At 67.5% G+C, this 20,557-nt stretch carries 17 protein-coding genes and 1 pseudogene; 12 read left to right on the top strand and 6 right to left on the bottom strand.

Features of this window, described 5'->3' with window-relative positions; all coding sequences use genetic code 11:
* Positions 1-66: 66 nt before the first annotated feature.
* The 7 genes from ACLIJ1_RS21210 (at position 67) to ACLIJ1_RS21240 (ending at position 9,419) form a co-directional block, all read left to right on the top strand.
* Positions 67-525, top strand: coding sequence for a cache domain-containing protein (locus ACLIJ1_RS21210; protein WP_411367555.1), 459 nt, complete (start codon positions 67-69; stop codon positions 523-525).
* A gap of 57 nt (positions 526-582) precedes the next feature.
* Positions 583-2,334, top strand: coding sequence for a methyl-accepting chemotaxis protein (locus ACLIJ1_RS21215; protein WP_411367556.1), 1,752 nt, complete (start codon positions 583-585; stop codon positions 2,332-2,334).
* Positions 2,335-2,356: 22 nt separating this feature from the next.
* Positions 2,357-3,784 carry a methyl-accepting chemotaxis protein gene (locus tag ACLIJ1_RS21220; protein WP_411367557.1) on the top strand — a complete coding sequence of 476 codons (1,428 nt, stop codon included), beginning with the start codon at positions 2,357-2,359 and terminating at the stop codon, positions 3,782-3,784.
* A gap of 42 nt (positions 3,785-3,826) precedes the next feature.
* The gene (locus ACLIJ1_RS21225) at positions 3,827-5,395 is read left to right on the top strand and encodes a methyl-accepting chemotaxis protein (protein ID WP_411367558.1); all 1,569 of its coding nucleotides are present in this window, start codon (positions 3,827-3,829) and stop codon (positions 5,393-5,395) included.
* A gap of 13 nt (positions 5,396-5,408) precedes the next feature.
* Positions 5,409-6,971 (top strand): methyl-accepting chemotaxis protein, encoded by a 1,563-nt coding sequence (locus ACLIJ1_RS21230; protein ID WP_411367559.1) that lies wholly within the window; start codon positions 5,409-5,411, stop codon positions 6,969-6,971.
* An 89-nt stretch (positions 6,972-7,060) separates the two neighbouring features.
* Positions 7,061-8,563, top strand: a complete 1,503-nt coding sequence (locus tag ACLIJ1_RS21235) for a M20/M25/M40 family metallo-hydrolase (RefSeq protein WP_411367560.1) — start codon at positions 7,061-7,063, stop codon at positions 8,561-8,563.
* Between the two features lie 4 nt (positions 8,564-8,567).
* Positions 8,568-9,419 (top strand): lysophospholipase, encoded by an 852-nt coding sequence (locus ACLIJ1_RS21240; RefSeq protein WP_411367561.1) that lies wholly within the window; start codon positions 8,568-8,570, stop codon positions 9,417-9,419.
* 13 nt (positions 9,420-9,432) lie between these two features.
* Here ACLIJ1_RS21240 and ACLIJ1_RS21245 read toward each other — a convergent pair whose 3' ends face one another.
* The gene (locus ACLIJ1_RS21245; protein ID WP_411367562.1) at positions 9,433-9,948 is read right to left on the bottom strand and encodes a YidB family protein; all 516 of its coding nucleotides are present in this window, start codon (positions 9,946-9,948) and stop codon (positions 9,433-9,435) included.
* 47 nt (positions 9,949-9,995) lie between these two features.
* Positions 9,996-11,171 carry an MFS transporter gene (locus ACLIJ1_RS21250; protein WP_411367563.1) on the bottom strand — a complete coding sequence of 392 codons (1,176 nt, stop codon included), beginning with the start codon at positions 11,169-11,171 and terminating at the stop codon, positions 9,996-9,998.
* Between the two features lie 145 nt (positions 11,172-11,316).
* Here ACLIJ1_RS21250 and ACLIJ1_RS21255 point away from each other — a divergent pair, with 145 nt between their 5' ends.
* Together ACLIJ1_RS21255 and ACLIJ1_RS21260 are read left to right on the top strand one after the other, a co-directional pair.
* Positions 11,317-11,832, top strand: coding sequence for a DUF4410 domain-containing protein (locus ACLIJ1_RS21255; RefSeq protein WP_411367564.1), 516 nt, complete (start codon positions 11,317-11,319; stop codon positions 11,830-11,832).
* A gap of 24 nt (positions 11,833-11,856) precedes the next feature.
* Positions 11,857-12,771, top strand: a complete 915-nt coding sequence (locus ACLIJ1_RS21260; RefSeq protein WP_411367565.1) for an alpha/beta hydrolase family esterase — start codon at positions 11,857-11,859, stop codon at positions 12,769-12,771.
* A gap of 9 nt (positions 12,772-12,780) precedes the next feature.
* Here ACLIJ1_RS21260 and ACLIJ1_RS21265 read toward each other — a convergent pair whose 3' ends face one another.
* Complete coding sequence (locus ACLIJ1_RS21265; protein ID WP_411367566.1) at positions 12,781-13,503, bottom strand: 16S rRNA (uracil(1498)-N(3))-methyltransferase; 723 nt, start codon at positions 13,501-13,503, stop codon at positions 12,781-12,783.
* Between the two features lie 14 nt (positions 13,504-13,517).
* Complete coding sequence (locus tag ACLIJ1_RS21270; protein WP_411367567.1) at positions 13,518-14,609, bottom strand: aminoglycoside phosphotransferase family protein; 1,092 nt, start codon at positions 14,607-14,609, stop codon at positions 13,518-13,520.
* A gap of 190 nt (positions 14,610-14,799) precedes the next feature.
* Here ACLIJ1_RS21270 and ACLIJ1_RS21275 point away from each other — a divergent pair, with 190 nt between their 5' ends.
* Genes ACLIJ1_RS21275 through rsmA form a run of 3 tightly spaced genes read left to right on the top strand, consistent with a single transcriptional unit; the run spans position 14,800 to position 19,406 of the window.
* Entirely contained in the window at positions 14,800-17,247 is a 2,448-nt protein-coding gene (locus tag ACLIJ1_RS21275) for an LPS-assembly protein LptD (protein WP_411367568.1), read from the top strand.
* On the top strand, positions 17,240-18,622 hold the full coding sequence (locus tag ACLIJ1_RS21280) for a peptidylprolyl isomerase (RefSeq protein ID WP_411367569.1): 1,383 nt from the start codon (positions 17,240-17,242) through the stop codon (positions 18,620-18,622). The genes ACLIJ1_RS21275 and ACLIJ1_RS21280 overlap by 8 nt, the downstream gene beginning before the upstream one ends.
* 22 nt (positions 18,623-18,644) lie before the next feature.
* Positions 18,645-19,406: a 16S rRNA (adenine(1518)-N(6)/adenine(1519)-N(6))-dimethyltransferase RsmA gene (gene rsmA / locus ACLIJ1_RS21285; RefSeq protein ID WP_411367570.1), complete on the top strand. Its 762-nt coding sequence runs from the start codon at positions 18,645-18,647 to the stop codon at positions 19,404-19,406.
* A 211-nt stretch (positions 19,407-19,617) separates the two neighbouring features.
* Here the strand turns inward: rsmA and ACLIJ1_RS21290 are convergent.
* Positions 19,618-20,013, bottom strand: a pseudogene (locus ACLIJ1_RS21290) (barstar family protein); the annotation flags it as partial.
* A gap of 59 nt (positions 20,014-20,072) precedes the next feature.
* The gene (locus tag ACLIJ1_RS21295) at positions 20,073-20,507 is read right to left on the bottom strand and encodes a ribonuclease domain-containing protein (protein WP_411367571.1); all 435 of its coding nucleotides are present in this window, start codon (positions 20,505-20,507) and stop codon (positions 20,073-20,075) included.
* Positions 20,508-20,557 lie beyond the last annotated feature (50 nt).

Here is a 20,557-nt window from a genome sequence, read left to right on the forward strand (position 1 = left end):
CCAGAGCCTGCAGTGACCCTGCACTCCCTTTTCCCTCAACCCCCTCTTTGTCCACGGAGACATCCCATGAAACCGACCCGCCAACTGATCTCTTTCTGCGCCGCTGCTGCCATGCTGGGCGCTTCGTTCAATGCCCTGGCCGACGCCAAACCAGACGACGCGACCGCAATGGTGAAAAAGGGTGTGGCCTTCATCAAGGCCAACGGCAAGGACAAGGGCTACGCCGAAATCAGCAGCAAGACCAGCCAGTTCAAGAAGGAAGACCTCTACCTGGTGGTCTACGGCCTGGATGGCACGGTGCACGCCCACGGCGCCAATGAAAAGATGATCGGCAAGAACCTGATCGACCTCAAGGACATCGACGGCAAGCCCTTCGTCAAGGAGCGCGTGGAGATGGCCAAGACCAAGGCCAGCTTCTGGCAGGACTACAAGTTCACCAACCCCGAGAGCAAGAAGGTCGAACCCAAGTCGATGTACTGCGAAAAGCTGGACGAGACCGTGGTCTGCGGCGGCATCTACAAGTAACCGGCGATCGCCCCCTCACCGCCCTGTCCGTATTTCTCTCTGTCGTTGGGATTCCCCATGAAACTGGGTCACAAGCTCCTTCTCGCCCCCGTGATCACCGCTCTGGCCGTGCTGGCCGTGGGTCAGGTGGATTCCTTCGTGCTGAGCCGCGCCAGCCAGTCGGCCAGCGACGCGTTTCGCGAACACATGGGAGAAGTGGGGACGCTCAATGCGCTTCAGGGAGATGTCAACGGCGTGCACGTGGACGTGTACCGCATGATGACCATCATCGGTTCCCTCGACGAGGCGGCCATCCAGGGGCGGCGCAAGGACCTGCAGTCCCGGATCGCCACCATGAAGGGCACGCTGGACAAACAGATCAACAAGGAGCCGGAAGGCACGGACATCCGCAAGGCCCTGACGGATTCGCGTGCCCAGCTCGACCAGTACGTCAAGAGTGCCGACTCCGCCGTCGACCTGGCCTCCGTCGATCCCAACACCGGGGTTGCCGCGATGCAAGGTGCGGACGAGGCCTACAAGCGGCTGACCGAGACGATGAACAAGACCAGCGCCGCGCTGATCGTGCACGCTTCCGCGGATGCGGAGGAACAAGGCGCCGCTGCGCAGCGCAACCACTGGCTGTTCAGCCTGCTGTCTGTGCTGTCCGCGGCCGTGGTGGTGGGGCTGGCCTGGCTGGTGCTGCGCAAGGTCGCAGCGTCGCTGGACCAGGCGGCGAAGGTGGCGCGCAGCGTGGCCGCCGGCGACCTCACGCAGCGGGTCGACACCGACCGCAACGACGAACTGGGCGAACTGCTCAAGGCGCTCGCCGCCATGAAAGACTCGCTGCTCAAGACCGTGGCGCAGGTGCGCAGCGCCAGCGACAACATCGGCACCGCCAGCGCCCAGATCGCCTCGGGCAACCAGGACCTCTCCGCCCGCACCGAGCAGACGGCGAGCAGCCTGCAGCAGACGGCCGCGAGCATGGAAGAGCTGACCAGCACCGTGCGCCAGAGCGCCGACGCCGCGCGCCAGGCCAATCAGCTGGCCGCCAGCGCCTCGGAAATTGCGGTGCGCGGTGGCCAGGTCGTGAACCAGGTCGTCCACACGATGGAAGAGATCAACCACTCCTCCAAGAAGATCAGCGACATCATCGGCACCATCGATGGCATCGCTTTCCAGACCAACATCCTGGCGCTGAACGCCGCGGTGGAAGCCGCACGCGCCGGTGAGCAGGGCCGAGGTTTTGCCGTGGTGGCCGCCGAAGTGCGCAACCTGGCCCAGCGCAGCGCCGAAGCCGCGCGCGAGATCAAGGGCCTGATCGGCAGCAGTGTCGACAAGGTCGAGGAAGGCACCCGCCTGGTCGGGGATGCCGGTCAGACCATGGGCGAGATCGTGGCCAGCGTGCAGCGGGTCACCGACATCATTGGTGAGATCACCGCGGCCGCCGGCGAACAGAGCGACGGCATCGGCCAGGTCAACGTGGCCGTGACGCAGCTGGACCAGATGACGCAGCAGAACGCCGCGCTGGTCGAAGAAAGCGCGGCCGCGGCCGAGAGCCTGAAAGACCAGGCCACGCGCCTGTCGCAGGTGGTCCAGGTGTTCCGCATCGACGGCACGACTCCGGTCGTCCAGTTGAAGCCCGAACCCGCCCCGGTGCGTGCTGCCCCGGCCAAGGTGGCCAGCGCTCCCCTGGCGGCGCCGCGCCCAGCTCCGTCCAAGCCGGTGGCCAGCGCACCCCGTGCGCTGCCGGCTGCGCCGGCACCCACCCCCAAACCCCAGGCCGTGGCCGTGGCCAGCGGCACCGCCGAAGGCGACTGGGAAAGCTTCTGAACACCGTCTGCCGGAGCCCCGCATGAACACATTGAATTCCCGACAACCGGCCGCCGGCACCAGCTCGTCCGCCCTGCTGGGCGACCAGGTGATGCTCGCCGCCGTCCTGCTGAGCGCCGTGGCCGCCGTGGCGATCGGCTTTGTCTACTACGAGCCGGTGCTGGCGATGGTCGGTGCGGCCGTGGCGGCCGGGCTTGGCGTGGGCGTGTACCTGACCCTGCGCGGCACGCTGGCCTCGCGCATGCTGCTGGCGATGACCCAGGTCGCGCTGGTGGCGCTGCACATCCAGCTGGCCCACGGCGAGGTGGAGTTCCACTTCGGGGTCTTCGTGACACTCGCGCTGCTGATGGTCTATCTCGACTGGCGCCCGATCGTGTTCGCCGCCGCGCTGTTCGCGGTGCACCACGTGCTGTTCGACCGCCTGCAGGCCGCCGGTTTCGGCTTCTACTGCACGACCGAGGCCAACTTTGCGCGCATCGTGCTGCACGCCACGTACGTGGTGATCCAGACCGGCCTTGAAGTGGTGCTGGCCGTCAGTCTGGGCCGCACGGCCCGCGAAGGCGTGGAGCTCTCGCGCCTGGTCGCTGCGGTGGACCAGCCCGACGGCATCGCGCTGGACACCAGCGCCCTGGCCGTGAAGACGCCGCGCGCCCTGGCGCTGCAATCGACCCTGCAGCGCATGCAGGTGGTGGTCGCTTCGGTGCAAGGCTCAGCGGTGCAGGTCGAGGCCGCCAGCCGCGAAATTGCCTCGGGCAACCATGACCTGTCCGGCCGCACCGAGCAGGCCGCCAGCAGCCTGCAGGAAACCGCGGCCAGCATGGAAGAGATCAACAGCACCATCCGCCAGAGCGCCGACGCCGCGCGCCAGGCCAGCCAGATGGCGCAGGCCAACGCCGAGGTCGCCGCCCGCGGTGGCGAGGTGGTCGGGCAGGTGGTGGCGACGATGCAGGAGATTCACCACAGCAGCCAGAAGATCAACGACATCATTGGCGTGATCGACGGCATCGCCTTCCAGACCAACATCCTCGCACTGAACGCGGCTGTGGAAGCCGCACGGGCCGGTGAACAGGGCCGCGGTTTTGCGGTGGTGGCCGCCGAAGTGCGCAACCTGGCCCAGCGCAGCGCCGAAGCCGCGCGCGAGATCAAGGGCCTGATCGGCAGCAGTGTCGACAAGGTCGAGGCGGGCACCCGCCTGGTCGGCGAAGCCGGCAGCACCATCGGCGAAGTGGTGGCCAATGCCCAGCGCGTGGCCGACATCATTGCCGAGATCACCGCCGCCACCAGCGAGCAGTCCGGTGGCGTCGGTCAGGTGCACACCGCGATCAACCAGCTGGACCAGATGACGCAGCAGAACGCCGCGCTGGTCGAACAGAGCAGTGCTGCCGCGCAGTCGCTGCAGGACCAGGCGCTGCGTCTTTCCCAGGCCGTGCAGGTGTTCCGGGCCTCCTGATCGCTTCATTCCTCGGCGATCCAACTTTCATCGGACTTCATCATGTGGATCGGATCCTTGATGCGTCGGTTCTCCATCCGCTTCCGGATGATCAGTGCCATCGCCGTCGTGCTCAGTCTGCTGTTCATGGTCGGCGGTGCCGGCTTCTGGGGCATGCAGCAACTGCAGCGACTCAACCACGAGCTGTCTGATCACGCGTTCCACGAGACCGTGACGCTCTCGAAGCTGCGGCAGGCCATGGCCGACCTCAGCCGCCATGAAAAGGACATGGTGATCCAGTACGAGTCACCCGAGCAGCTCTCGCTGGCCAGCATGTACTGGGAAAAGACCCGCACCGAAATCACCCGCCTGTCGACCGAATTGCAGCAGGGCGACGACGACGAGGACAACGCCGTGCTGCGTGGCATGGAAGCCAAGCTCAAGGAGTATTCGGCGGCGGTCGAGCCGGTGGTGGAAAACATCAAGAAGGGCAGCTACGACAGCGCCACGGTGGCCAACCGCATGCTCGAACGCGCCCATGAGCGCTACGGTTCCATGCAGGCCGACCTCAAGAAAGTCGAAGAAATCATTGCGGGTGAAGCCGCGTCGGTGATCACCGAAGAGGGTGAAACCAGCCGGCAGACCATGTTGTGGTTCGGTCTGGCGGTGGCCCTGTCGGTGCTGATCGTGATCCCCACCACGCTGGCGAACATGCAGAGCATCTGCAAGCCGCTGGACCAGGCCCAGCAGGTCGCGATGGCGATCGCACAGGGGGACCTGACCCGCAACATTCCGGTTCAGGGCCAGGACGAGCTGACCCGTCTGATGCATGCGCTCGGAGGCATGCAGGATGCGCTCGCCCGCATCGTCAGCGAGGTGCGCCATTCCACCGACCGCATCAGCCTGTCCAGTGCAGAGATCGCCTCGGGCAACCAGGACCTCTCGCTGCGCACCGAACAGACCGCCGGCAACCTGCAGCAGACCGCCAGCAGCATCGAGCAGATCAACAGCACGGTGCAGCAGAGCGCCGAGTCGGCCCGCCAGGCCAGTGCGATGGCGCAGGCCAACGCAGCGGTCGCCGCGCGCGGCGGCCAGGTGGTCAGCGAGGTCGTCGCGACGATGGAAGAGATCAACCACCGCAGCCAGAAGATCAGCGACATCATCGGCGTGATCGACGGCATTGCGTTCCAGACCAACATCCTGGCGCTCAACGCTGCCGTGGAAGCCGCGCGCGCTGGCGAGCAGGGCCGCGGCTTTGCCGTGGTGGCCGGCGAAGTGCGCAGCCTGGCGCAGCGCAGTGCCGAGGCGGCCAAGGAAATCAAGGGCCTGATCGGCGCCAGCGTCGAAAAGGTCGAAGCCGGCACCCGCCAGGTGGCCGAGGCCGGCTCCACCATCGGCGAGATCGTGGCGAATGCCCAGAAGATCTCGGCGCTGATCAACGACATCACCTCGGCCGCCAACGAGCAGAGCCAGGGCATCGGACAGGTCAATGGCGCCGTGGGCCAGCTCGACCAGATGACGCAGCAGAACGCGGCCCTGGTGGAAGAAAGCGCGGCGGCGGCGCAGAGCCTGAAGGACCAGGCCGAGAAGCTGGCCGGTGTGGTCGCTACGTTCCGGCTCAGCGTCGGCTGACCAGGAAACAAGCATGGCGACCCATCTGAGCTTTCGCGGACGCATCGTCCTTCTGGTGATCACCGCGGTGCTGGGGATCGCGATCATGGGCACGCTGTCGGTGGTGCAGGCCCGGCGGCTGCTCACCGAGGCGCGCGAGGGGCAGCTGGTCACGGCCGTGGAATCGGCCTACGGCATCGTGGAGGGCTTTCGCGCCCAGGCGGCCGCGGGCAAGCTCAGCACCGAAGCAGCCCAGCAGGCCGCGAAGGCCGCGGTGGCCCATGCGCGCTACGGCAAGACCGGCAAGGAATATCTCTACATCTGGTCCACCGACGGCGTCGGTGTGATGCACCCGATCAAGCCCGAGTGGGACGGCAAGAACATGGTCGGCAAGATCAAGGACGGCCAGGGCGTGGACATCATCGTGTCGCTGCAGGAGGGCCTGCGCCAGAGCCCGGACGGCCGGGCCTTCGTGCAGACCAACTTTCCGCGGCCCGGGGAAACCAAGCCGGTACCCAAGCTGCAGTACATCATCAAGGTCGAGGGCTGGAACTGGATGGTCGGCTCCGGTCTGTACACCGACGACCTGAACGCCATGGTGCTGCGTGCCCTGTGGGTGAACGTGGCGCTGGTGCTGGTGGCCCTGCTGGTGATCGGCGGAATCGGCTGGCGCACGCTGCGCAGCGTGATGCGCCAGATTGGCGGCGAGCCAGCGGTGGCGGTGTCGGCGATGCGCTCGGTGGCGGCCGGTGACCTGACGGTGTCGCTGCCGCGCGTGCCCGAAGGCAGCCTGCTGTCGGCGCTGGCCGAGATGATCGGCTCGCTGCGCAGCACCGTGGGCCAGGTGCGTTCCGCGACCGACAACATCGGCACCGCCAGCTCCGAGATCGCGACCGGCAACCAGGATCTGTCGACCCGCACCGAACACACGGCCAGCAACCTGCAGGAAACCGCAGCCAGCATGGAAGAGCTGACCGGCACCGTGCGCCAGAGCGCGGAGGCCGCCCGCACGGCCACGCAGCTGGCCGAGGCCGCCGCCAGTACCGCCCGTCGCGGAGGCACCGTGGTCGGCGAGGTGGTGCACACCATGCGCGAGATCAACGAGAGCAGCCGCCGCATCAGCGACATCATCGGCACCATCGACGGCATTGCGTTCCAGACCAACATCCTGGCGCTGAACGCCGCGGTGGAAGCCGCGCGTGCCGGTGAGCAGGGCCGCGGCTTTGCGGTGGTGGCCGGCGAGGTGCGCAACCTGGCGCAGCGCAGCGCCGAAGCGGCCAAGGAAATCAAGGGCCTGATCGGCACCAGCGTGGACCGCGTGGACGCCGGCACCCGCCTGGTCAGCGAAGCGGGCCAGACCATGGACGAGATCGTCTCCAGCGTGCAGCGGGTCACCGACGTGATCAGCGAGATCGGCGCGGCCACGGGTGAGCAGAGCCAGGGCATTGCCCAGGTGGGTGCCGCCGTCTCGCAGCTCGACCAGATGACACAGCAGAACGCGGCCCTGGTGGAGCAGAGCGCGGCCGCGGCACAAAGCCTGCGGGACCAGGCCGAAAAGCTGGCCGGCGTGGTGGCGACCTTCCGCCTGTCGGCCTGAGGTTTTCGCGGCGGCGACGGGCCGTCCTGACCACATCGGTCTGCCTATACTGGCTGCCTTTCGCGCTCTTTTGCGCGTCGAGGACCGCCATGAACGCCCGTCTTCCCGCTGCTGCCCTGCCACTGGAACCCCAGGCTCTCCAGTCCCATGTCGATGTCGCCTGGCGCGACCGCATCGTGCCCGAGCTGGTGCGTTACATCGAAGTGCCGGCCAAATCGCCGATGTTCGATCCCGACTGGGCCGCGCACGGTCTGCTGGACCGCGTATTGACCTCTGCCGCCGACTGGGTCCGCGCCCAGCAGGTGCCCGGCCTGCAGCTGGAGATCGTGCGCCTGAACGATGCCCAGGGCCGTCCGCGCACCCCGGTGATGTTCTTCGAGCTGCCCGCGAGCGAAGGCAGGGACGGTTCGCCCGCGCCATCGTCGGGCCAGACCGTGCTGATGTACGGCCACATGGACAAGCAGCCCGAGTTCAGCGGCTGGCGCAGCGACCTCGGCCCCTGGACGCCCAAGATCGACGACGGTAAGCTCTACGGGCGCGGCGGCGCCGACGACGGTTACGCGGTCTACGCCAGCATCGCCGCGATCCAGGCGCTCAAGGCCCAAGGCGTCGCCCATCCGCGCATCGTCGGCCTGATCGAAACCTCGGAAGAAAGCGGTTCGGCCGACCTGCTGCCCTATGTCGACGCGCTGCGCACGCGGCTGGGCGACGTGGGCCTGGTGATCTGCCTGGACAGCGGCGCCGGCAACTACGACCAGCTCTGGCTGACCACCAGCCTGCGCGGCATGGCCAGCGGCGTGCTCAAGGTCGAAATCCTCACCGAAGGCATCCATTCGGGCGACGCCTCCGGGCTGGTGCCGTCGAGCTTTCGCATCATGCGGCAGGTGCTGGACCGGCTTGAAGACAGCGGCACCGGCCGCCTGTTGCCCGCCAGCTTCCATTGCGAAGTACCGGCCGAGCGGCTGGCGCAGGCGCAAGCCACGGCAGGCATCCTCGGCGACGAGCTGTACAAGCGCTTCCCCTGGGCGCACCACGACTGCGGCGGCTCGACCGTGTTCGCGCTGCCGACCACCACCGATCCCGTCGAGGCGCTGCTGGCCCGCACCTGGCGGCCCACGCTGTCGGTCACCGGCGCCGAAGGCTTCCCAGACATCGCCAACGCCGGCAACGTGCTGCGGCCTTACACCGCGTTCAAACTGAGCCTGCGCCTGCCGCCGCTGGTCGAGGCCGCTCCGGCCGTCCAGCAACTCAAGGCCCTGCTCGAAGACAACGCGCCCTACCAGGCCAAGGTCACCTTCGAGGGCCTGAGTTCTGCGACCGGCTGGAATGCACCGGCCACCACGCCGTGGTTCGAGGGCGCCCTGCAGGACGCTTCGCAGGCCCACTTCGGCGCGGCCTGCGCCACCATCGGCCAGGGCGGCACCATCCCGCTGATGAACATGCTCAGCCAGGGCTTCCCGACCGCGCAGATGATGGTCTGCGGCGTGCTTGGCCCGCGCAGCAATGCGCACGGTCCCAACGAATTCCTGCACCTGGACTACGCCCGCCGCCTGACGGCCTCGGTGGCCCAGGTCATCGCCCGCATGCCCTGAGTTCATGTCCGATTCCACGCAAGCTCCCTACACCCTGCGCGACGGACTCAACGTCGCGATCTACGACTGGCCGCTGCCGATGCGCCAGCGGCCGCGCGCCGCGGTGCTGATCGTGCACGGCCTGGGCGAACACGCCTGGCGCTACGACACGGTGGCGCAACGGCTCAACGAGTGGGGGTTTTTTGTGCGGGCCTACGACCAGCGCGGCCACGGCGAATCGGGGGGCGCGCGCGGGGTGCTGCCCGACGAAGACACCCTGCTGGACGATCTGGAGGAGATGGTCGACGACACGCGCCGCCACATCTGTCAGGCCTGGGCCTGCCCGCTGGTCCTGCTGGGACACAGCATGGGTGGTCTGGTGGCCGCGACCTTCGTGCAGCGCCATGTCGCACCAGTCGATGCGCTGGTGCTTTCTTCGCCGGCGCTCGACACGGGCATGACGGCGTTCCAGAAGCGCCTGACGCGCCTGCTCTACCGCTGGGCGCCCGATCTGACGGTGTCCAACGGGCTGGACGCCAATGGCATTTCACACGACCCGGCGCAGGTGGCCGCCTACCGCAGCGACAAGCTGGTGCACGACCGCATCTCGGCGCGGCTGGCGCAGTTCATCGACAGCAACGGCCCCCGCGTGGTGGCCGCCGCGCCGACCTGGGCGGTACCGACCCTGCTGATGTACGCAGGCGCCGACCGGCTGGTGCGGCCCGAAGGCAGTCGGGCCTTTGCTGCGGTGGCGCCTTCGGCCCTGGTGCACAGCCGCTGTTTCGACGGCCTGTTCCACGAAATCTTCAACGAAACCGACCCGTCGCCGGTCTACGCCGAGCTGCGCGCCTGGCTCGACGACCGGGCGCCTGCCTGACGCCCGGGCTGGTTCAGCGTTTGCCCAGCATGCCGCCGAGCATGCCCACGATGTCACCGGCGTCCAGGCCCGGCTGGCCGCCGCCCTGACCGCCACCGAGCAAGGCACCGAGTGCGCCCATGCCGTTGTCGGCCGGCAGCTGGCCCTGCGGCGTGAGCTGGTCGATCAGGCCGGGCAACAGATCGGCCATGGTGCCGGCGGCCTGCTGGTGGTTGCCGCCGAGCTGGCCGGCGATCATGCCCATCAGGTCCGGGCCGAGCGCGCTGCCCAGCGCATCAGCCGACACCGGGTGGTTGGCACCGGTACCGACCCACGACGCCGCGGCATCACCGAGACCGCCCTGCTGCAGCTTGCCCAGGATGCCGGAGAGGCCACCGCCCTGGTTCATCAGCATGCCGACGATGCTCATCAGGATCTGCGGGTCGATGCCGCCCAGTCCGCCCTGTCCGCCTTGGGCCTGTGCCTGGTTCGACTGACCCCCGAACGCCGCGTTCGCGGCCGCGCCCACCAGTGAATCCAACAGTCCCATGTGCCTACTCCTTGAAATGCATGTGTCCGGCGCCGACCGGCGCCGGTTCAGGCGGGATTGTGGGTGCGGCGACGCACCGCGGCAAGCCACAGCAGGGCCAGGCCGGTGAGGGCAACGGGCACCAAAGAGCCCACATTGAGCATGGCCCAGCCCTGGGTTGTCACGAGGGCGCCGGAGGCAAACGAGGTGACCGCCATGGTGGCAAAGACGCAGAAATTGATGGCGGCCTGCGCCCGGTCTTTTTCCTCAGGCCTGTAGGCTTGCAGCGACAGTGTGGTGCTGCCGGTGAACAGGAAATTCCAGCCGACCCCCAGCAGGAACAGCGCGATCAGGAACTGGTGCAGGTCCACGCCGGTCAGCGCGATCGCGATGCAGGCGGCGTTCAGCACGACGCCCACGCCCATGATCGGCAGCACGCCGAAGCGCTTGATCAGGTGGCCGGTGAAGAAGCCGGGCGCGAACATGCCGATCACGTGCCACTCCAGCACGAGTGCCGCGTCGTCGAAGCCGAAGCCGCAGACCTGCATCGCCAGCGGCGTCGCCGCCATCAGCAGGTTCATCACGCCATAGCCCAGCGCGGCACCTGCGGTGGCGACGATGAAGGCCGGCTGCTTCATGATCTGCGCCAGCGGCCGGCCTTGGTCGGCGTTGGCCTTTTTCGGTGGCAGGGGCGGAAACTGCATGAACGCGATCACCGCCAGCGACAGCAGGGCCACCACGGCCAGCGCAAGGTAGGCGCCTGCGAACGGCACCTCGGTCAGGTTGCGCGTGCGCGCCGCCAGGTTGGGCCCCAGCACAGCGCCCGCCAGACCACCCGCCAGCACCAGCGACACCGCCTTTTCGCGGAACTCCGGCGCGGCCAGTTCGGCGGCGGCAAAGCGGTAGAGCTGGCCGTTGGCGCTGTAGTAGCCGGCGATCACGGTCGCGCTCACCAGCAGCCAGAAGTTCTTGTCGAACGCGGCCCAGGCGCACAGCAGGGCCGAGCCCAGCGCCACCAGCAGGCCGATCTGGAACGAGCCTTTGCGGCCGAAGGCGCTCTGCGTGCGGGCAACGAGCGGCGTGGAGAGCGCGCCGCCGACCACATAGCCCATCACTGGCAGCGTGGCCATCCAGCCCAGCGGAGCCAGCGACAGACCGACCAGACCGTTGATGGCGATCAGGACCACGTTGTTGGTCAGGAAGAGGCCTTGCGCGGCGGCCAGCAGCCAGAGGTTCTTGTTCATGGGATGCCTTTTATACAGGGGCCGGTATCTGGGAAACCTGCCTGTACGATGTCGCCGCCCCGATCGGAGGGCTTTGTACAACCCAGGAGGAAATGTGATTGCAGCTTGTTCGCGCCTCACCGGCGCTTTGATTCTGTTGGCGTTCATGGCCGTTGGCACGTCGTTTTCCGCGATGGCGGCCGACGCCAAGAAGGAAGAGGCGCCCCGCAAGTACACCCAGGCCTTTGTGACCGACATTGCCGTCAAGCTGCTGGACAGCGCACCCGACGACAAACGTCTCGAAGACAAGAAGACCATGGAAATGAAGCTGCCGCTGTCGGTGCGCAAGAAATTGCAGGATGAAGGCCTGACGGTGGCCGACGCCGATCCGGGCAAACAGGCGGGCGGTGTGAGGCTGAAGATCGCGATGGACTACGACCCGGGCAACCGCGCGCTGCGCTGGGTGGGTGGCATGTTCGGCGCCGGCAAGGGCACCGTCTACGTCAAGGTCGAGGCTGTGGACGCGGTCTCCGGGGAGCCGGTGGCGACCGAGGAATACAGCGACTCCAAGCGCATGGGCGGCGGGGGCGGTGACTTCTACGGTTTCGCAGTGGATGCGGTCGACGAGGCGCTGGAGAAACTGGCCGAAAAGCTCGCGGCGATCCCGAAGCCGGCCAGCTGAGGCCAAGGCGCCGGGGAGACACCGATGCCCAAACGCTGTCTTGCTGCCTGGTTTCTGGTGCTGCTGGGGTGGCTGGCCCTGCCGGTGTCGGCGCAGCCTCTCGCACCAGGCAGCCACGAACTCTCCCTGGTGCACGCCGGGCAGGAGCGCGGTTTCGTCGTGCATGTGCCGGCCTCGTACCGGGCCGGAACGCCAGTGCCGCTGGTGCTCGCACTGCACGGCGGTGGCGGCAGCATGCACAACATGTCGCGCGACGGGCTCTACGGCCTGGTGTCGCAATCCGAGCAGAGCGGCTGGATCGTGGTCTTTCCCAATGGCGACAGCCGATGGCCCGGCGGGCGGCTGGCGACCTGGAACGCGGGCCTGTGTTGCGGCCTGGCGCGCGACCGCCGCAGCGACGACGTGGGCTTCCTGCGCGCCGTGGTGGCACAGGTGCAGCGGCGCTTAGACATCGACGCCCAGCGTGTGTTCGCGACCGGCATGTCCAACGGCGGCATGATGAGCTACCGCCTCGCCTGCGAGGCCTCCGACGTGTTCCGCGCGATCGCTGCGGTCGCGGGCACCGACGGCGCGGAACCCTGCCAGCCGGGACGTCCGGTGCCGGTGTTCCACATCCACGCGAAAGACGATGACCGGGTGCTGTTCTCGGGCGGCTCCGGCAGCGCCTCGGAAACCCACGCCGATTTCGTGTCGGTGGGGGCGACGCTGGACAAATGGGCGCGGCTGGACCGCTGCACTGGTCCAGCCAAGACCGTGCTCGAACGACCGGGCGTGCGTTGCGAGGTCCGCACCGGGTGCCAGGACGGCGTGGAGGTCCGGGTCTGCGTCACCGACACCGGCGGGCATTCCTGGCCGGGCGGGCGCAAGGCCCTGGGCGGCAAGGGCTCGACCGCGCTGGACGCGACGGCGGAGATCTGGGCGTTTTTCGGCCGGCAGTGACCGACAGGCTCAGGCCAGCGCCTGCACCAGGGCGGCCAGCGCGGCGGTCTCTGCACGCAGCACGCGCGGGCCGAGGGTCACCGGCAGGAAACCGGCGGACCGGGCGGCGGCGTCTTCCTGCGGCGAAAGGCCTCCCTCCGGGCCGCTGAGGAACAGCACGGGCCTGTCGGCCGGTGCCTCACGCAGCACCTCACCCAGCGGGCGCGAGCCTTCGGCCAGCGAGAGCACGCATCGCAGCGCGGCACCGTCAGCAGCTTCACGCAGCCACGAGGCCAGGTCGCCCACCGGCAGGACCGCCGGCACCCGGTTGCCGCCGCACTGCTCGCAGGCCGCGACCGCGACCGATTGCCAGTGGTCCCGCTTCTTCTGCGCGCGCTCGCCATTCAGGCGCAACACGCTGTGGGCGGTGTGCAGCGGCTGCAGGCTGGCCACGCCCAGTTCGGCGGCCTTCTCCACCAGCCAGTCCATGCGCTCGTTGGCCGGCATGCCGACGGCCAGATGCACTGGCCGTTGCGGCTCGCGTTCGACCGCTTCAAAGGCGTCCACCCGCACCGCCACGTCGCTGCGGCCCATGCGCAGCACGGTGGCCTGCCACTGCCCGCCGTCGCCGTTGAACAGCGTGATCGCATCGCCCGGCTGGTGGCGCAGCACCTGCACATGGCGCGCGGCGGCGGACGGCAACTCCAGCTCGGCACCGGCGGCCAGGGGAACAGGGCAGTGAAAGCGGGGCATCGGCGGCGCGACCGTCAGACGCGGCCGAAGGCGTAACCCGAGGCCGCCTCGAGGCCTTCGATCTTGTCGATGACCTGCAGCAGCGGGCCCAGTTCGCGGTAGCGGTGGGCGGTGTTGCGGATGTAGTGGATGAATCGCGGTGCGTCGGCCAGGTACCTGGGCTTGCCATCGCGCAGGGTCAGTCGCGCGAAGATGCCGGCGACCTTGAGGTGACGCTGCAGGCCCATCCATTCGACGGCGCGATAGAAGGCGCCGAAGTCGCTGTGCCAGTCCTCGAAGTCCATCAGGCCGGCCTTGCGCGCCTTTTCCCAGTAACGGACGGTGATGTCGATGACGAAGTCTTCGTCCCAGGTCAGGAAGGCGTCGCGCATCAGGCTGGCGATGTCGTAGGTGATCGGGCCGTGCACCGCGTCCTGGAAGTCCAGAACGCCCAGTTGCTGGGCTGGCGTGGCGCCGGGCCGGGACGGGATCATCAGGTTGCGCGGCATGAAGTCGCGGTGCACATGCACCGTGGGCGCGGCCAGGCAGCGTTTCACGATGCTGTCAAACGCCTTGCCCAGCGTCTCGGCGTCCTTGCCCTGCAGCGTCGTCTGCCGGTGTTGCGCGAGGTACCAGTCGGGGAACAGCTGCAGCTCGCGGCGCAACAGGGCGTCGTCGTAGGGCGGCAGTTCGCCCGCTTTCGAGGCCAGCTGCCAGGCCAGCAGAGTGTCGACCGCCTGCAGGTAACGCGCATGGTTGGCCTGCGGGTTCTCGGGGTCGATCTGCTCCATCATGGTCTGCGTGCCCAGGTCGGGCAGCAGCATGAAGCCCTGGGGTTCGTCCCAGGCCAGGATGTCGGGCACCAGCAGGCCGGCGTCCTTCATCAGGCCGGCGACATGCACGAAGGGGCGGCAGTTTTCCTTGTCCGGCGGCGCGTCCATCACGATGCGGCTGTCGCCGCCCTCCGTGTCGACCCGCAGATAGCGGCGAAAGCTCGCATCGGCCGAGGCCGGGCGCAGGGTGTCCGTGCGCAGACCGTGCGTGGCGGACAGGCCCTGCAGCCATTGGTGGAACGCGGTTTCTCGCGCGGGATCGGCCCAGGAGACGGAAGGGGTGGTGGAAGTCATGGCGCGGGGGTTCGGGAGGCTCACATGCGCGCTGGCGGGCCGGGCAGGAGGCATAGGATAATGGCCGCAGATTCTACAAATCCACTGTTCGCGGGCCGCTGTGCGCGAACAGTCCGTGACCTGCCGACGCTCCGTGGGCATGGTCGAGTGCCAACAGCAAACAGAGACGGCCGCCTTGCACCACACCGCCTTGAACCCTGCCCACGACGCCCCGCAAACTCCCGCCCGCAGGCACCGGGCGGCGCGTGCTCCGGAATTGCAGCCCACGCCGATGACCCACGCGGTGCGTGCTGCGCTGGCCGTGTTCGCTCTCGGGGCCGGCGCTGCGCCCGTCTGGGCCCAGTCCGGCGCCACAGCCGACGCGGCCGGCATCCGGCTCAAACCCGGCACTTCTCTGGAACAGCAGTTGCCGCCCAACGCCGACAAGGTGCTGCCGGTGTTTGTCCAGGGCAACAGCGTGCAAGGCGAGCTCGATGGCGTCACCGTGATCCAGGGTGGCGCCGAGCTGCGCCAGAACGGCACCGTACTCAGGGCCGATCGCATCGAACACAACCGCAAGACCTCCGACACCAAGGCGTCCGGCAGCGTGTTGCTCAACCGCCAGGGAGACCGTTTCACCGGTCCCGAGATGCAGATCAACCTGGACTCGTCCAAAGGCTATTTCGACAAGCCGCAATACGAGCTGCTCAACCAGGGCAAGGGCGATGCTGCCCGCATCAATTTCGTCGATCGCGATCATGCGGTGGTCGAGGACGGCCGCTATTCGACCTGCCCTCGGGTGCCAGGACAGGACTGGATGCCCGCCTGGCTGGTGCGGGCGGCCTCGATCGACATCGACCGCGCAGAAGACGTCGGCACCGCCCGCTGGGGCGTGCTCGAGTTCCAGGGGGTGCCGATCCTGACCGCACCGTACCTGAGCTTCCCGCTGTCCGACAAGCGCAAGTCCGGGGCACTGGCGCCCACGATCGGCCTGAGCACCCAGGACGGCTTCGAGCTGACCACGCCCTACTACTTCAATCTGGCGCCCAACTACGACGCGACCTTCACCCCGACGATCATGACCAAGCGGGGTGTCGATCTGGGTGGCGAGTTCCGCTACATGCAACCCACCCACTCGGGCGAACTGAAGGTCGGCTACATGCCAAACGACAAGTTGCGCGACCGGGACCGCTGGGCCTACTCGCTGGGCTACAACCAGAGCCTGATCCAGGGCTTTGCCGGGGGCGGTGACCTGGGCCTGTCCGTCGGGCTCAACCGCGTGGGAGACAACAACTACTGGCGCGACTTCCCGCGCAGCGTCACCTCGCTGACTTCGCGGCTGCTGGCCAGTGGAGCCGGGCTGAGCTGGTCGCACAGTGGCTGGAATTTCGGTGCTGGAGCCAACCGCTGGCAGACCCTGCAGGATGTCGATTCGGTGATCACACCGCCCTACGATCAGTCCGGGCTTGGCGCCAGTTTCGCGCGCGAAAACATGACCTGGTTCGGCGTGCCGGGCTGGGACCTCGGGTTCGAAAGCAGCGTGACGCGCTTCCAGCGTTCGGCGCTGGCCAGCGCCAAGCTGGACAAGTCGGCCGGCAACCGGGCTCTGGTCGTGGCCGACCTGTCCCGCCGCTGGCAGACGCCTGGCTGGTACGTGCAGCCGCGAGCCCGCCTGAATCTGGCCCAGTACCGCACCGACTCGGCCATCGCCGGCGGGCCCACGGTGACCGCCTCGCGCAGCATTCCGACGCTCAGCGTCGACAGTGGCCTGGTGTTTGAGCGCGACACGTCGTGGTTCGGCCGCGACTACGTGCAGACCCTGGAGCCGCGTGCATTTGCGACCTGGACGCCCTACCGCGACCAGAGCGCACTGCCCAACTACGACGCGGGTGCGCCCGACTTCAGCCTGTCGAGCCTGTTCTCCGAAAACGCATTCACCGGCTACGACCGTGTCAGCGACACGCGCGCCATCACCCTGGGCCTGAGTTCGCGCCTGATCAACCCCGCCACGGGTGCCGAGGTGGTGCGGGTCGGCGTGGCGCAGCGCGCGCTGCTGGCCGACCAGAAGGTGACCTTGCCCGGCGGCACGGCGGTGACCGAGCGCATGGGAGACATGCTGGTCTCGGCGCGGGTGCAATGGGACCCGCTGTGGTCGATCGACAGCAACGTCCAGTACAACTTCAAGAGCAAGGAATCCTCGCGCACCACCATCGGCGGGCGATACACTCCCGGCCCGTACAAGGCACTGAGCGCCGCATACCGCATCCAGAAGGGTGTGAGCGAGCAGCTGGACCTGGGCTGGCAGTGGCCTCTGGCGGCGGTGTTCGGATCGACGCCGGCCTACCAGCGCGGACAGGCGCTCGGCCCTGGCCGCTGGTACAGCGTCGGCCGTCTCAACTACGACCTGCCCAACCGCAAGGTCATCGACCTGATTGCCGGCTTCGAATACGACGCCGGATGCTGGATCGGCCGCGTCGTGGCCGAGCAGCTGGCGGTCAACACCTCCAATGCCAACAAGCGCATCCTGTTCCAGCTCGAACTCAACGGTTTCGGGCGTTTGGGTGCCAGCTCGTTGCGCAGCCTCCAGAGCCATGTGCCCAAGTACCAGTACCTGCGTGAAGAAGTCGTCAAGCCCAACCGGTTTCAGCAATATGACTGATCGCTCCAGCCAATTCCGGCGTGCCATGCCGGTCGCGCTGGCGGTTGCCCTGCTGATGGCGGGGTCCAGCCTGTCGGTGCAGGCGCAGGCGCAGTCGCTCAAGCCGGCCGCTGGCCTGCAACGCGCCGCAGCGCCGGCCTCGACCCGCACCGTCGACTACATCGTGGCTCTGGTCAATTCCGAGCCGGTCACCAACTTCGACGTGCGTCAGCGCCTGCTGCGCATGGAGCAGCAGGCTTCAGCCCAGGGCAAGGCGTTGCCGCCGCGTGATGAGCTGGTCAAGCAGGTGCTGGAACAGCTCATCGTCGAGCGGGCGCTGATCCAGCAGGCCACCGAGCAGGGCATCAAGGTGGACGAGGCCACGGTGGGGCAGGCCGAGCAGAACATTGCCGCCCAGAACCAGCTTTCCGTCGAGGAGTTCCGCCGGCGCGTGGTGGCCGAAGGGCTCGACCCCAACAAGCTGCGCAACGAGCTGCGCAACCAGGTGCTGCTGCAGCGCCTGCGCGACCGCGAAATCAATGCGCGGGTCGCTGTCAGCGAGGCCGAGATCGATGCCTACATCCGCGAGCGTCAGAACGCCAGCGTGGATGCGCTTGAACTCAATCTGGGGCACGTGCTGATCCAGGTGCCCGAGAACTCCAGCGCCGACCAGGTGCGCGAGCTGCAGGCCAAAGCCGAGGGTGTGGCACAACGCCTGCGCTCCGGCGCCGATCTGGCGGAGCAGGCGCGCGAGTTCTCCCAGGGAACCGAAGCCAAGAGTGGTGGCCTGATGGGCATGCGTCCCATCGCGCGGTTGCCCGAGTTGTTCGTGCAGGCCACGCGGTCCCTGCCGGTCGGCGGTGTGGCCGGTCCGGTGCGCAGTGCTGCCGGCTTTCATGTGCTCAAGGTGGTCGCCAAACAGCAGGCGCCAGTGCCCGAGCTGAGCGTGACGCAAAGCCGTGCCCGCCACATACTGTTGCGCCCTGGCGTGCGCCTGAGCCAGGAAGAAGCGATTGCGCGCCTGACGGGTTATCGCCAGCAGATCGCCAGCGGTCAGGCGACCTTCGAGGCGCTGGCCACCCAGTTCAGCAACGACGGTTCGGCGCGCCAGGGTGGCGACCTGGGCTGGGTATCGCCCGGGCAGTTCGTGCCCGAGTTTGAGCAGGTGATGAACGCGCTCAAGCCTGGTGAAATGTCGCAGCCGGTGGTGTCGCGTTTCGGTGTCCACCTGATTCGGCTGGAAGAGCGCCGGCAGGCCGTGCTCAGCGAGCGGGAGCAGCGCGAGATCGCGCGCGACCTGGTGCGCGAGCAAAAGGCCGAAGACGCCGTGAGCGCGTGGACCGACGAAGTGCGCGGCCGCGCGTTCGTCGAGTACCGCGAGGCGCCGCAGCCTTGAGCGGGCAGCGGCGGTCCGGCGCATGAAGCACATCGCGCGCAAGCGCTTCGGTCAGCATTTCCTGAGCGATGCGTCGATCATCGACGCCATCGTGGGCGCGATCGCCCCGCTGCCGGGGCAGCCGATGGTCGAGATCGGTCCGGGCCTGGCGGCGCTCACGCAACCACTGGTTGAGCGTGTGGGCCGGCTGTGTGTCATCGAGCTCGACCGCGACCTCGCGGCCCGCCTGCGTGGGCATGGACAGCTCGACGTGGTCGAGTCCGACGTGCTGCGGGTGGATTTTTCAGAATTGGCGACGCGGTGGCCGGGCCAGAAGATTCGCGTGGTCGGCAACCTGCCCTACAACATCTCCAGCCCGATCCTGTTCCACCTGCTCGACCATGTGGCCGTGGTTCAGGACCAGCACTTCATGCTGCAGAAGGAAGTGATCGACCGCATGGTCGCCGCTCCGGCGACCTCGGACTATGGCAGGCTGTCGGTGATGCTGCAGTGGCGCTATGCGATGGAAGACGTGCTGTTCGTGCCGCCGGAGAGCTTCGATCCGCCGCCCCGTGTCGACAGTGCGGTGGTGCGCATGGTGCCGCTGGCGCAACCTCCGGCGATCGACTTCAGGACCTACAGCGATCTGGTGCAGACGGCCTTCAGCCAGCGCCGAAAGATCCTGCGCAACACCTTGGGCAAGTGGCTGGAGGCGCGCAGCTTTTCCGGCGAGTTCGACCTGCAGCGTCGTGCCGAGGAAGTGCCGGTGCACGAGTACGTGGCGCTGGCCCAGGCTGTGCAGTGACCAAACTGAGGGCATGAAAAAAGCCGCTGCGGGTGCAGCGGCTTTTCTGTTCCGGAACGCCTAATCAGGCGGCGGCCAGCCAGTAACCCGCGTTGAACGGGCTGCTCATGCGCAGTGCCATCGGGCTCACGTCCAGGATCTTGTCGGTCGGCATCGGCTCTTCGTTCTCGACTTCGATCGGCTCCTCGCCCTTGGGGGCGCGGGCGACAGAGAACGAGTAGAAGCAGCGGAACGGAATCTTGCGGTCGCTCCAGTAGTCGGCGGTGTCGCGGAAGATGTCCAGCAACTGCTCGCGCGCTTCCTTGTCGAACTTGGAGTGCGCAGGGATGTGCTCGAGCACAACGATGAAGCCGGTCTGCGGGCCCGACTTGTGCACGAGGTCGGTCATGCAGTCGTAGAGCGCGTCGAAGTTCTTGCCGAAATGCGGCGGCAGCGTGTACTGCGCAGCGATCAGTTCGAGCACGTCCTGCTTGCTCTGGGCCTTGGCCAGATTGGCGTACAGGAAGTGGTGACCCAGCTGCTCGGCCGCGGCCTGCAGGTCTTTCACGCCAAAGGCGCGGATCGACTGAACGATGTTGGTACGAACGTTACGAAGTGGCGTATCCATCTCCGCGTCTCTTTCTAAGGTCAAAGTTGAAAACCCAAATTCATCTACACCACCGCGGTTCACTGCACGATCAGCCGGAAGCTGGTGTAGTGATCCTCGGTGTAATAACAGGCGTCTGGTGAACGGGGGCGCTGGCCACCGCACACGATCCGCTTGCCGCCCCGGTGGCTCAGTCCCGGCGTCGGCACTGTGTATTCCCGGTAATAACCCCGTCGCTGGTTCGGCAGCCGCCGCTCATAGTTGCCAAACACCGTGCCGTCTTTTTCGAACCGGAACGGACCGCCCTGGCGGATCTGTTCCATGACTTCCTGGCCTTGCGGCGGCAACCCGTTCAAGGCCACGGATGCGACCGCAGAACCGGGCAGGGAAGAGGGCGAAGGGGTTCGGGCTTGCACCAGTATGGTGCTTAGAGAAGCCGCCAGGACCGCCGCAGCGGCCAGTCCGGAGACCAGCCCGAAGCGACGGGTTGTTGCCCGGATCGGTTGCAGACCCATCTGAATCCCTGTTTTCCTCAAGCATCCACCCCGTCCAGAGCGCCGCAGAA

Source organism: Hydrogenophaga sp. RWCD_12 (genome assembly GCF_046604225.1).
In the GTDB taxonomy this organism is placed as follows: domain Bacteria; phylum Pseudomonadota; class Gammaproteobacteria; order Burkholderiales; family Burkholderiaceae_C; genus Hydrogenophaga.

Coding starts and splice junctions, on each gene's coding strand:
- ACLIJ1_RS21260 (WP_411367565.1), top strand. CDS start 11,857: ATGCCCAAACGCTGTCTTGCTGCCTGGTTTCTGGTGCTGCTGGGGTGG.
- ACLIJ1_RS21295 (WP_411367571.1), bottom strand. CDS start 20,507: ATGGGTCTGCAACCGATCCGGGCAACAACCCGTCGCTTCGGGCTGGTC.
- ACLIJ1_RS21220 (WP_411367557.1), top strand. CDS start 2,357: ATGAACACATTGAATTCCCGACAACCGGCCGCCGGCACCAGCTCGTCC.
- ACLIJ1_RS21280 (WP_411367569.1), top strand. CDS start 17,240: ATGACTGATCGCTCCAGCCAATTCCGGCGTGCCATGCCGGTCGCGCTG.
- ACLIJ1_RS21265 (WP_411367566.1), bottom strand. CDS start 13,503: ATGCCCCGCTTTCACTGCCCTGTTCCCCTGGCCGCCGGTGCCGAGCTG.
- ACLIJ1_RS21250 (WP_411367563.1), bottom strand. CDS start 11,171: ATGAACAAGAACCTCTGGCTGCTGGCCGCCGCGCAAGGCCTCTTCCTG.
- ACLIJ1_RS21225 (WP_411367558.1), top strand. CDS start 3,827: ATGTGGATCGGATCCTTGATGCGTCGGTTCTCCATCCGCTTCCGGATG.
- ACLIJ1_RS21270 (WP_411367567.1), bottom strand. CDS start 14,609: ATGACTTCCACCACCCCTTCCGTCTCCTGGGCCGATCCCGCGCGAGAA.
- ACLIJ1_RS21245 (WP_411367562.1), bottom strand. CDS start 9,948: ATGGGACTGTTGGATTCACTGGTGGGCGCGGCCGCGAACGCGGCGTTC.
- rsmA (WP_411367570.1), top strand. CDS start 18,645: ATGAAGCACATCGCGCGCAAGCGCTTCGGTCAGCATTTCCTGAGCGAT.
- ACLIJ1_RS21235 (WP_411367560.1), top strand. CDS start 7,061: ATGAACGCCCGTCTTCCCGCTGCTGCCCTGCCACTGGAACCCCAGGCT.
- ACLIJ1_RS21240 (WP_411367561.1), top strand. CDS start 8,568: ATGTCCGATTCCACGCAAGCTCCCTACACCCTGCGCGACGGACTCAAC.
- ACLIJ1_RS21230 (WP_411367559.1), top strand. CDS start 5,409: ATGGCGACCCATCTGAGCTTTCGCGGACGCATCGTCCTTCTGGTGATC.
- ACLIJ1_RS21215 (WP_411367556.1), top strand. CDS start 583: ATGAAACTGGGTCACAAGCTCCTTCTCGCCCCCGTGATCACCGCTCTG.
- ACLIJ1_RS21255 (WP_411367564.1), top strand. CDS start 11,317: ATGGCCGTTGGCACGTCGTTTTCCGCGATGGCGGCCGACGCCAAGAAG.
- ACLIJ1_RS21210 (WP_411367555.1), top strand. CDS start 67: ATGAAACCGACCCGCCAACTGATCTCTTTCTGCGCCGCTGCTGCCATG.